This is a genomic window from Alicyclobacillus shizuokensis NBRC 103103, from assembly GCF_001552255.1.
GTDB lineage: Bacteria > Bacillota > Bacilli > Alicyclobacillales > Alicyclobacillaceae > Alicyclobacillus_G > Alicyclobacillus_G shizuokensis.
Genome location: NZ_BCQV01000001.1, coordinates 117,640 through 127,790, shown reverse-complemented (window position 1 = coordinate 127,790; position 10,151 = coordinate 117,640). Strand labels below are relative to the sequence as shown.

The 10,151-nt window shown below is 63.5% G+C and carries 12 protein-coding genes and 1 riboswitch; of the genes, 11 read left to right on the top strand and 1 reads right to left on the bottom strand.

The window, feature by feature from the left end:
- The 10 genes from ASH01S_RS00660 to ASH01S_RS00620 all read left to right on the top strand — a co-directional run.
- The coding region (locus tag ASH01S_RS00660) for an O-antigen ligase family protein (RefSeq protein ID WP_157066916.1) at window positions 1-1,098 on the top strand (1,098 nt) is incomplete at its 5' end.
- Window positions 1,043-2,722 carry a hypothetical protein gene (locus ASH01S_RS00655; RefSeq protein WP_067921866.1) on the top strand — a complete coding sequence of 560 codons (1,680 nt, stop codon included), beginning with the start codon at window positions 1,043-1,045 and terminating at the stop codon, window positions 2,720-2,722. The genes ASH01S_RS00660 and ASH01S_RS00655, both read left to right, overlap by 56 nt.
- Window positions 2,716-3,480, top strand: coding sequence for a hypothetical protein (locus tag ASH01S_RS00650; protein ID WP_067921863.1), 765 nt, complete (start codon window positions 2,716-2,718; stop codon window positions 3,478-3,480). The genes ASH01S_RS00655 and ASH01S_RS00650 overlap by 7 nt, the downstream gene beginning before the upstream one ends.
- 126 nt (window positions 3,481-3,606) lie before the next feature.
- A riboswitch (cyclic di-AMP (ydaO/yuaA leader) is annotated at window positions 3,607-3,732 on the top strand.
- Between the two features lie 80 nt (window positions 3,733-3,812).
- A complete protein-coding gene (locus ASH01S_RS18250) occupies window positions 3,813-3,962 on the top strand; it encodes a hypothetical protein (RefSeq protein WP_157066915.1) in 150 nt (49 codons plus the stop codon).
- A gap of 180 nt (window positions 3,963-4,142) precedes the next feature.
- A complete protein-coding gene (gene rplS / locus ASH01S_RS00645) occupies window positions 4,143-4,493 on the top strand; it encodes a 50S ribosomal protein L19 (RefSeq protein ID WP_067921859.1) in 351 nt (116 codons plus the stop codon).
- Window positions 4,494-4,607: 114 nt separating this feature from the next.
- Window positions 4,608-5,495, top strand: a complete 888-nt coding sequence (gene ylqF, locus ASH01S_RS00640) for a ribosome biogenesis GTPase YlqF (protein WP_067921856.1) — start codon at window positions 4,608-4,610, stop codon at window positions 5,493-5,495.
- Between the two features lie 125 nt (window positions 5,496-5,620).
- Window positions 5,621-6,316 (top strand): ribonuclease HII, encoded by a 696-nt coding sequence (gene rnhB, locus ASH01S_RS00635; RefSeq protein WP_083516689.1) that lies wholly within the window; start codon window positions 5,621-5,623, stop codon window positions 6,314-6,316.
- On the top strand, window positions 6,309-7,310 hold the full coding sequence (locus tag ASH01S_RS00630; RefSeq protein ID WP_067921854.1) for a hypothetical protein: 1,002 nt from the start codon (window positions 6,309-6,311) through the stop codon (window positions 7,308-7,310). The genes rnhB and ASH01S_RS00630 overlap by 8 nt, the downstream gene beginning before the upstream one ends.
- A 36-nt stretch (window positions 7,311-7,346) precedes the next feature.
- Window positions 7,347-7,619 carry an EscU/YscU/HrcU family type III secretion system export apparatus switch protein gene (locus ASH01S_RS00625; protein WP_306302847.1) on the top strand — a complete coding sequence of 91 codons (273 nt, stop codon included), beginning with the start codon at window positions 7,347-7,349 and terminating at the stop codon, window positions 7,617-7,619.
- A complete protein-coding gene (locus tag ASH01S_RS00620) occupies window positions 7,573-7,959 on the top strand; it encodes a YraN family protein (RefSeq protein WP_217996285.1) in 387 nt (128 codons plus the stop codon). The genes ASH01S_RS00625 and ASH01S_RS00620 overlap by 47 nt, the downstream gene beginning before the upstream one ends.
- Window positions 7,960-8,002: 43 nt before the next feature.
- Here the strand turns inward: ASH01S_RS00620 and ASH01S_RS00615 are convergent, their stop codons facing one another.
- Window positions 8,003-9,469 carry a YifB family Mg chelatase-like AAA ATPase gene (locus ASH01S_RS00615; RefSeq protein WP_067921851.1) on the bottom strand — a complete coding sequence of 489 codons (1,467 nt, stop codon included), beginning with the start codon at window positions 9,467-9,469 and terminating at the stop codon, window positions 8,003-8,005.
- A gap of 189 nt (window positions 9,470-9,658) precedes the next feature.
- Here ASH01S_RS00615 and ASH01S_RS00610 point away from each other — a divergent pair, with 189 nt between their 5' ends.
- Window positions 9,659-10,042, top strand: a complete 384-nt coding sequence (locus ASH01S_RS00610; protein WP_067921848.1) for a hypothetical protein — start codon at window positions 9,659-9,661, stop codon at window positions 10,040-10,042.
- The last annotated feature ends 109 nt before the right edge of the window (window positions 10,043-10,151 follow it).

The following is a 10,151-nucleotide window of genomic DNA, read 5'->3' as shown; positions in this document are numbered from 1 at the left end:
AGGCGGGGCATGCGCCCGCCGCGTCAAACCTGGCAACAACCCGCCCTTTGGTTTGTGGTTTGGATTGTCGCCCTGTCGGCCGTGGGGGCGGCTCAACCCCAGTACGCCGCCGCCGGTGCGGGATTTTACATTTATTATCTGATGTTTGCCTTTGTCCTGCCGTATGCCGTGAGCAAGCATGAGGCCAAGCTGCTGCTCCATCTGTTGGGCGGCGCGGCGGTTCTCATCGCTTTGCACGCCATCTACCAGTACATCATCGGGGTGCCCATTCCGTCCGATTGGGTCGATCCGGACGAACACGTCCGCACACGGGTGTTTTCTGTTCTCAAGAGCCCCAATGAACTCGGGTCTTATATGGCGCTGATGACGCCATTGCTGGCCGGGCAGGCCATCGCGGCCGGGGGCCGCCGGCGTGTCTTCTACGGCGTAGGGGCGGTGGTGTGCGGCGCGGCGATGATTCTGACCTTTACCCGCGGCGCTTGGGTGGGGCTGGCCGGCGCGCTGGTGATCAGCGCCATTGTCTTTGAGCGCCGCGCCCTTGTCCCCTTGGCGCTTTTGGTGTGTGGTGCGTTCTGGGAGCCAGGTGTGCGGACGCGTATAGGCTCTTTGTTTACGCAGGTCTATTGGATTAAATCCGCAGACAGCGGGCGTATTGCGAAGTGGCTGTCGGCCTTTGATCACATGTCCACCAACCCCCTGCTGGGAGCGGGGATTGGGCGTTACGGAGGGGCCGTGGCGACGGTTCACCACCTGTCCACCTATTCGGACAGCTTCTACGCCAAGACGCTGGGAGAGGCGGGATTGATAGGGCTCGTCCTGTTCTTTGGCATGCATGTGCGTCTGGTGTTGGATTTGTTCCGAATTCTTCGCCGCGCTCACGACGTGAATCGCTACCTGTATTTGGGTGCCATCACTGGAGTGCTGGCTGTGCTCATTCACAACGGCATGGAGAACGTGTTTGAGTATGCGCCCATGGCCCTCTCGTACTACACGGTGGCGACGTTGGCGTTGACCGCGGGCTCTGCACCGAGGGAGGGAGACCATGCAGCATCTCGGGATGCAAACGAGATCCGTCGCCAGACGCCTGTTCACTCATAGCCAGGGCCACCTGACACGCATTCTCGCCTGTCTGGCTTGGTCGCTGTTTGTCAATCTGGTGGATGAATGGTTGGTACGGCCGCTCGTGCAGGACCTGGCTGTCATCGGTGTTCTCGTGGTATTGCTCATGGTGTGGCTTTGGGTGTTTGCCATTCCCCGGCAGCGCCGCCGTTGGTGGCTGGTGTTCAGCCTGTTTTCGCTCTGCGCGTGCCAGGCTTTGGCTTCATTCGCCTCCCTGCCGTTGGGCCGGCGTCTGCTGACTACGGCCATCAGCATGGCTATCCTGGCGGCTGCGGCCCGTTGCATCGGCAGGGTGGCCCTCTCCCTGCTGCTCGGCTCCATGGTGGTGTTGGCGGCGGCCAACGCCTGGCTGCCGGAAAACCTGTGGCCCCTGCTCACCCACTTTCGCGTCTTGGCGGCCGGGACCCTCACCGTGGACAACGGGAATTACCCGGTTCTCCCGCTGGATGTGGTGAAGACCGAGCACGGGGAGGTCGTCCTCACGGTGACGGAATGGCCCGACGCACGCTTTGGAAGCAGCGCCGCGGCCTACCGGCAGGCCGTGAAGAGTGGGAAACTGCCTGCCGACCACCTGGTTTATCAGTACGTGCAGCTGGCGCCGGAGAACGGGCGGATCGACGTGCGTCCGGCCACTGCGCAGGAGCTGGCGGAGGTCCAGCCGACCGAGTTGGGCGGCGCCTTTACTCCTTTTGATCGCAGCACGTGGGCGGTCGTGGGGGGGCGACTGCTGCAGTATACGATCCGGACGCAGTCGTCCGCCGGTGCGGTAGACGTCGCACTGCAGCTCGCCCAGTACGCACCCGAGTTGGCCCAGCTGACTGTGCAGGCTAACCAGGATGAGTGGAAGGATTGGTCAGAGTCCCTTCGCAAGGCTGGCGCTGCACCGGTGGTGCCGTGGCGCATCGATAACGGCGTCCTCTCCGGGAAGTGGCGGGGCCGCACTGTGCATGTGCGCGTCGAGGCCCAGTTTGTCATCAGCAGCGGTTCGTTCACCAGGCCGGGCGCCCATGAGCTGCTGTTGGGCGGCAGCAATCTCCTACAGGTGGTGTCGCTCTCCGGAAGCCGCCCGCACGTTGTGGCGAGTCTGCACGGTGCCTTGGCGAATCCGATTGGCGAGGCGATGCAGGTCGGCCCCATCGGGACGGCTGATAAGGATGTCGTCTTTGTCAACGCCTCGCCCGCCTATATCTTGAGTTTTACGCGTGACGGACACGCGCGCCGCATCTATACGGCGCCCAACGACGACCTGCAGTTTCTTGCCAGCATCCGCACCGCGCCTGGGACAGCACCGGAGATTCTGGCTGACGACCGGAGCGCGGTTTGCTCATCCAGCACCACCTATCTGACGTCCTACACTTACCGTGACGGACAGCTGTACCGGAACTGGCGCGTGTTCGAAAGCGGGATTGAGAACGTCCGCCAGGTGCAGTTCTTCCCCGAGAAACCACCGTACTTGGTGGCGGCGGTGGCCGGCAGCGGCGCGTACGTTGTGCTGGCGAGGCATTTCTGGCCCCTGCAGCCAGCCTTGGTGGTGGCGTGGCTGCTGGTGCTGGCAGGTTTTATTGTGGCGGGATGGAGGCAGAGGAGGCGTTTGCGGTGGTGACAACAGGGACGGACAGGTCCAGACTCGGTAGGGCAGGGCTGGTTGTGACGACCAGCCTGGCCTTGGCCGGTTGTACGCCGGCGGTCGATCCGAACGCTATCCAACCACTTCAGTCTTCGCCCGTCTCCTCGTCGTCGTCGGTATGGACGGCTCTGGATACCGCCACGGCCCGGGCTGCTGAGGCGTCCTCATACCAGGTGAAGGTGTACGTGCATGCTCGGCACGGCGCTACATCCGGGGATCTAAGTGTTCATGGCAGCGTGGGGGCCAATGGAGCGGCCGATTTTCAGGTCCGGGCAGGGCGCGAGTCGTACGAGGTATACCGTGATGGGACTGGCAATTATTACGCCTACCAGGATGTGTGGCATAAACTGGACCACCCGTTGGACCTTAATTGGTTCGGAGAGTATCGGAACTTGCTGAATTGGGCTCAGGACCATGACCAGCCGTTGTCAGAGCGTCCACGAAAGTTTGTCGGCGGCGAATTTTGCCGGGTGTACGAGGTGTCGCTGCCGGCGACGGTGTGGCGGCGCATGGACAGCTTGTGGGACGGTGCCGGAACTGCACTCCGTGCCCAGGGCGATACCTTGTTCACGTTCGCTGTCGGCATCTCAGATGACCGTCTTCACCAGGTGACCACGACACAATCGATAGCATCGGCTAGCGGGGCGACCACAATGACCACGGATGTCATCTTTTTCAATTACAACGATGTGTCCCAGGTGGCGGTACCCAGCGGCCTGCCCGCCGCAAAGTAAAGAGGAACCTGTCCGGCATGCGGGGCGGGGTCATGCGACGGCGGCCGAAAAAGAGATGACCTGTGCGGCCAAAGCGAACCGAGCATTTGCTTGTGCGGGCCATGTCGCGTATAATAGTATTACGTCAACTTCAAATCGCTGAGTTCCATATCGGAAGCGGAGGACCCGGTCTTTTGGGGTGAATCGCATACGCGAAGGGAATCCTACGCCCTAACCCGTCAGCTAACTCCGTAAGCGTGTAGGAATGGCCATCCCGGCTCAGCCGGATGGGCAAAACTTCCATATGTGCGGAACTCGCGATTTCATTCTGTGAAATCGGGAGGGACCTGAACATGATGAAGCAGCCGGAGCTTCCAGATTTGATTCGTGACATTGAGATTATCCGATCGCTCAATCGCCTGCCCTTTGCCAAGGACGCTGCGGAGATGGAGACAGAATCGGGTAATTCGTTGGACCAGGAGGGACCGGTTCCCTTATCCTGATGCAGCGCATGATCCCATAGGAACTCGAACGGCGCCGCTTGCGGCGCCGTTTGCGCGTTCAGACGGGCGGACAATCGGTGATTGCCGTGGCTTGTGGACTTATGGTACACTGTTGCGCGTGACTACGTGGTCCTCTGCCAGCATTCTGGTACGAACACGAACGGGAAGGAGGCCGTGTCTATGGATTTGGTGCGTGAGATTACGCAGGAGCAACTGCGTTCCGATATTCCGGAGTTTCGCCCGGGAGATACCTTGCGCGTGCACGTGCGGGTGCGTGAAGGTCAGCGTGAGCGCGTGCAGGTGTTCGAAGGCGTGGTCATCCGGCGTCGGGGCGGCGGTATCAGCGAGACGTACACGGTCCGCAAGGTTTCGTACGGTGTCGGCGTGGAGCGGACGTTTCCTCTGCATTCGCCGAACATCGAAAAGATTGAGGTTGTGCGCCGCGGCCGCGTGCGCCGGGCGAAGCTGTACTACCTGCGGGGCCGTTCCGGCAAGGCTGCGCGAATCAAGGAGATTCGCAACAACGCGTAACCGTTGGCCGAGCTGCAGGTGGAGTCTGGGGCAACCTAGGAAAGCGGGGGACCGGTGTGTCTCCCGCTTTCGTTGTTGGTACGCCTGGATTGACGGACCGAACAGGGGGAGAACATGCGTTCGATAAACTGGTTTCCAGGTCATATGGCAAAGGCGCGCCGGGAGATGGCGGACAGCCTGCGGAGGGTCGACGCGGTCATCGAGTTGGTGGACGCGCGCCTGCCGATGGCCAGCGCCAATCCGATGTTGGAGCAAATGGTGGGGAGCAAACCCCGCGTGACCGTGATGACGCGCATCGATTTGGCGGATGATTCGGTGACCGAACAGTGGCACCATCACTTCCGGGCGTTGGGCCGGGAGACGCTTGGCGTCGATGCCCGCAGCGGGCGCGGTGTGGATGAGATACCCAAGGCGTTGCAGCGGGCAACCGCGGCCAAGCGGGAACGCGACTTGCGTAAAGGCATTCGACCGCGGGCGGTGAAAGCCATGGTGGTCGGCATCCCCAATGTGGGCAAATCGTCGCTGATCAACCGATTGGTGGGAAAAGCCGCAACCTCCATCGGGGACCGTCCTGGCATCACGAAGGTGCAGCAGTGGATTCGTGTAGCAGGATTGGAGCTGCTGGACACCCCGGGCGTGCTGTGGCCGAAGTTGGAAGATCCGCACGCCGCGGCTCGCCTGGCTTTGAGCGGGGCCCTGAAGTCGTCGGTTCTGGACATTCAGGAGCTCTGCGCGTATTTCTTGACCTGGGCGGCCGCCCACTATCCCAACTGCCTCCGCGAGCGGTACGGGCTGGATAGCTTGCCGGGTGACCTGCGCACGGCCAATCCGCTCGAGTCCTACACCCTGGCGCAGCCGCTGATGGAGCAAATCGCGGTCCGGCGCGGACTTCTGGGGCGCGGGGGGGTGCCGGACACGGAGCGGGTGAGCGAACTGGTAGTGCGGGAGTTGCAGACAGGCAAGCTGGGGCGCATCAGTCTTGAGTGGCCGAGCGAGGTCTGACATGCACTTCAGGACGGAAGTTCTATCGGATCACCCTTTCTCCAAATTGTGTCTCGTCACCACACTGGATTCTCGCTACACTAGAGGTGCAAGCAACGGGTTCAAAACAGGTTGGGGGTGGCTGCATGTCCAGTCGTTCCCGAGGAGCGGAGCCAGAAGAACGGGACCGCTCGTATCGGTTGTGGCGGGAGGAGCGGCAGGTGATTGGTGATGCTTGGCGGGAAGGACTGATTGTGGCGGGTGTAGATGAGGCTGGGAGAGGCTGTCTCGCGGGGCCTGTGACGGCTGCCGCCGTGGTGTTGGACGGCAGCGCCGAACTGTGGACGGGTATCAACGATTCGAAGTGTCTCAGCCGGCGCAGGCGGGAAGAGTTGTACGACTGGATTGTCGAGCGCGCGCTCGCCGTGGGCATCGGATGGGCGAGTGTCGCCGAGATCGACGAGTTGAATATCCTGCAGGCCTCGCGTTTAGCCATGGCCCGGGCCATTCGCAACCTGGCTGTGACCCCGCATGCGGTGTTGGTCGATGGTCTGCACCCGCCCTTGGATGCGCCGGCGGACTGGTCCTGTCTTCCGGTCGTGGACGGAGATGCCAGGTGTCTGTCTATCGCGGCGGCCTCCATCGTCGCCAAGGTCGCGAGGGACCGGCGCATGGCCGAACTGGCCCATACATATCCCGACTTTGGGTTTGATCGCAACGCGGGTTACGGCACCCGAGAGCACAGGGCTGCGCTGGCGCGGTTGGGTCCGACGCCTGTGCATCGCCAATCGTTCGCTCCGGTGGCCCAGTGCCTGCAGGTGAGGTTGAGTTTGGATGGATGACCTCCGTGTTACCCAGACACCGCCTACCAACCCTGCGGCCCCGGTGCAGCGAGGGGACGGGCGTACGGCTGAGGCGCCGGCCTCCCCTGGAAGGGCGTCGACGCCCGCTCGTTCAGCCCCCGCGGCAGGCGATGCCCTCGTCCTCGGGCAGCACCTGGCGACTGGCAGGGAGCGTTTGCTGCCGTTGGCCGTCTTGCAGCGCCCCCGCCTGTTGGCTGCCGAATGGGCATGGCGGATGCTGCTTGTGGAACATTGGGCGACCGCAGACGCGGGCGATCCGCCATCAGCGCAGCAGGTGCGAGCAGCGCCGTCGAGGGAGCAGGAGATGCGAGCAGCGCTGTCGGGGGCGCAGGAGGTGCGAGCAGCCGCACTGGGGGAGCAGGCTTCCCAGATTCCGCCCGCGCGCGCGGACCTGCAAGCTGTGGTCCAGACCTGGTGGCGGCTGCTTGAGACTCTGGCGAAACAGGCCACTTCAGCTCGGCTGGGCTCGCTCCTGCAAGGGACGGGCGATGGGCCATCTGTTTCCGGGGACGCCGGCGCAGCGCGTGCGGATCGCCTGGTACCGTTTCAGGACGTCCGTGATGCCGGAAAGTGGGCCGACTTGCCGCCGGACCTGAAGGGGGCCGTCTTGCTCGACCGGCTGGAGGCGAGCGTCGCCTCTCCGCTGGCTCCGGTGACGGGTGGCGGTGTGTATCAGGCGATGCGCCCGGACGGTTCCCCGCTGTCCATCCGCTGGCAGGCAGAGCGGCGGACGCAGACCGACTCCGCTGGGCAGCCCGTGCACCGTCTCCAGCTCGCTTTTTCCATGGACGGGGAGGAATACGAAGTCGTGCTGTTGGCCCAGCGGCCACGTCTGTCGGTGCACATCCAGTGCAACGATGCACAGGTGAGCGAACGTTTGGCGACACAGGCCGACCATCTGAAGCGCGGCTTATCGCGCCTGGGTTGGCAGGTGGATCGCGTTACGGCGGCTGCACGCACAGACGGCGATTGAGGTGTGGCGGACGGACTCTGGCAAGGGGGTGTGCCGGTGCGGAAGAAGGCGGTGGCTCTGCGTTATGACCAAGCCCGGGAACGGGCGCCGAGAGTCGTGGCCAAAGGCAGCGGCGAGGTGGCGGAGGCGATTGTGCGGGCCGCCGAGCAAGCGGATGTCGCGGTGGTGCAGCATCCGCAGGTGGTCGACGCCCTGCTGTCCCTGGAGGTCGAGGCGGTGATCCCCGAGGAACTCTACGAAGCCGTGGCGGAGGTGCTGGCCTTTGTCTACCGACATCGACACCAGGCGGTGGACAGGGCGGATCGGTGAGCGATTCGCCGTCGACTACCTGACGCGTTCCCTGGGTTGGGCTGTACTGGAGCAGAATTGGCGCTGCCCGTTGGGGGAGATTGACATCGTAGCCCGGGCGCGTCAGGAACTGGTGTTGGTTGAGGTGCGGACGCGGCGCGGATTGACGTTCGGGGAGGCCATCGAGTCGGTCAATGTACACAAGCAAAGGCGATTGCGGCGCCTTGCCGGTTGGCTGCTGACCAGTTCCGCGTACAGTCAGTTTGTCGATGACGTCCGGATCGACGTGCTGGGGCTGTTGTTCGACGGCGTCCGGGTTACGGACGTCAAACACATCCGGTGGGCGGTGGAAGCGCCGTGAAGGATCCGACGCAGCCGACCGCTGCGGCGGCGCGGCACAACGGTCACAACCAGCGCCCGAGGTTGCCGTGAAGCATCAGTGCCTCCTCGACGTGAGCGGACCTGACGGTGCTTTCGCCCTCCAGTACGCTCACACTCTGGGCCACTCGGGATACTGAATCCTGAGCCCGCAGGGATAAATGCAAGCGCTGCCCAAGCTGCTCCAGGTACGCCTTGGCGTCGGCTTGAAAATCGGTGGCTCCGGAACGTGTGCGGCTCCGCGCAGGTTGACGACGTGTGAGCTCCTCCCGCATCTCCGCCACCTGCTCGGGGGTCGGGGCCACGAAGGTGTCTGCAGGGGTGCGGGCATCGACCGGGGCGACCGAGACGACCAGGTCCACCCGGTCCAGCAGCGGGCCGCTCACGCGCGACCAGTAGCGTTTTACTTCCGTATCCGTGCAGCGGCAGTCGGCGAATCCGCGTTGTCCGCAAGGGCACGGATTCAGCGTCGCCAGCAGCTGAAAGGCCGCCGGCAGGTCGCGGCTGTGACCGGATCGGACAAGCCGCACACGGCCGTGCACCAGCGGTTCTCGCAGCGTTTCCAGCGCGTGGCGGCGAAATTCCAGGAGCTCGTCGAGAATGAGCAACCCGTGATGGGCCAGCGTGACTTCGCCTGGCGCCAGCGGCGTACCGCCTCCGACCAATCCGGCCGCGGTGACCGTGTGATGGGGCATGCGCACGGGCGGCACGTGGGACGGTCGGGTGGGCAGACCCGCCGCCTGGTGAATCGCAAACACCTCCAACGCCGCGCTGTCCGACAGTCTTGGCAAGAGTGTCACCAGGCGCTCCGCGAGCATGGTCTTCCCACTGCCCGGCGGGCCCACCAAAAGAGTATGGTGGCGGCCGATGGCGGCGATGGTGAGGGCGCGCTTGGCGGCTGTCAGACCATGGACGTCGTCGAGGGAGGCCGTCCGCTCGCCGTCGCGAAACGGGGACCCGGCAAAGGCCAGCGGACTGCCCAGACCGTCTGCGAGCAGGTCAGTGGCCAGCTCCTGGAGCGATGCGTACGCGAACCAATCCACGCCCGGCACGGGAATACAGTGCTCTCGCGATTCGGAGGCGACGACCACCCTGTGGATGCCGGCCCGCCGCAACGCCAATGCCAGGTTGATCATGCCTGGAACTGTGAGCAGAGCGCCGGACAGTCCTACCTCCGCGCAAAATCCGATGGGCGCAGTGGCCGGCGGAAGCTGCCCACTGGCACGCAGGATACCTATTGCGATGGCCAGATCGAGACCGGCACCGCGCTTTTTCACACTGGCCGGCGACAGATTGACGGTGATGCGCTGATTCGGCATCTCGAACCCAGCGTTACGCACCGCCGAACGGATGCGCAGCTTGGATTCACTGACCGCGGAATCAGGCAGGCCCACGATGGAAAATTGGGGAAGCCCGCGGCTGACGTCGACTTCGACGCGCACCACATGCGCCTCGACCCCGTCCAAGACCGCGCCCATTGCGACTCCCAGCATGTTCCATTCCTCCCAGAGTCGGTTCGTGTCGTTGGGGCGCCGCCCCGTCCGCCTTGCGTATAGTTTGTATATACCGCGGATGCCACGCTTTGGCGATGGTGTCCGGGAGACGTTGTCTTAATATTGCAGAATTGCTGGCTTCCGTGTAGGATCAAAACAAGAGCGAACGCGGGGAGCGGGGGAGACAACGTGCAGAACTTCAAGGAACACACGCAGCGGGTGAACCAGAAGAGTCGGCCGTCACACCGAGGCCGCGTTGTGGATTTGCGTACCTTCCGCAGGAAGAAACGATTGCGCAGCCTGTGCGGTCCTTTGACGTGGCGGCGCTACTTCCTCTCCGGCCTGGTTAAGGTCTTGTTGGCAGCCGCCGTGGCGCTCGCGATGGCTTCGTGCCTACCCTGGGCCCAGCGTCCCCAGATGATTGCCTGCACCTGGCTGTTGGCCATTGTGGGCGCCGGCTGCGGGTTGGCGTTGCATGTGCTGCGGGATCGGCAGGCGCAGCGGCTGTTGCTCGGGTTCGTGGTCTGCATGGCCGTCTCGCTGGCCTCGGCCGTTTTTCTGGTCCGCTCCTAGATGTGAAACGGGCTTCGACCGCCGGGAAGGACTCATTCATGCCAAACTTTCCTGTCGCGTCCAGGGATGCGTCCCTGGACTTTTGATTTGTAAATGCCCTTCGACTGAT

Bases quoted from the DNA above. Each gene is read 5' to 3' on its own strand.
- ASH01S_RS00655 (WP_067921866.1), top strand. From the start codon at position 1,043: ATGCAGCATCTCGGGATGCAAACGAGATCCGTCGCCAGACGCCTGTTC.
- ASH01S_RS18250 (WP_157066915.1), top strand. From the start codon at position 3,813: ATGATGAAGCAGCCGGAGCTTCCAGATTTGATTCGTGACATTGAGATT.
- rplS (WP_067921859.1), top strand. From the start codon at position 4,143: ATGGATTTGGTGCGTGAGATTACGCAGGAGCAACTGCGTTCCGATATT.
- ylqF (WP_067921856.1), top strand. From the start codon at position 4,608: ATGCGTTCGATAAACTGGTTTCCAGGTCATATGGCAAAGGCGCGCCGG.
- rnhB (WP_083516689.1), top strand. From the start codon at position 5,621: ATGTCCAGTCGTTCCCGAGGAGCGGAGCCAGAAGAACGGGACCGCTCG.
- ASH01S_RS00630 (WP_067921854.1), top strand. From the start codon at position 6,309: ATGGATGACCTCCGTGTTACCCAGACACCGCCTACCAACCCTGCGGCC.
- ASH01S_RS00615 (WP_067921851.1), bottom strand. From the start codon at position 9,469: ATGCTGGGAGTCGCAATGGGCGCGGTCTTGGACGGGGTCGAGGCGCAT.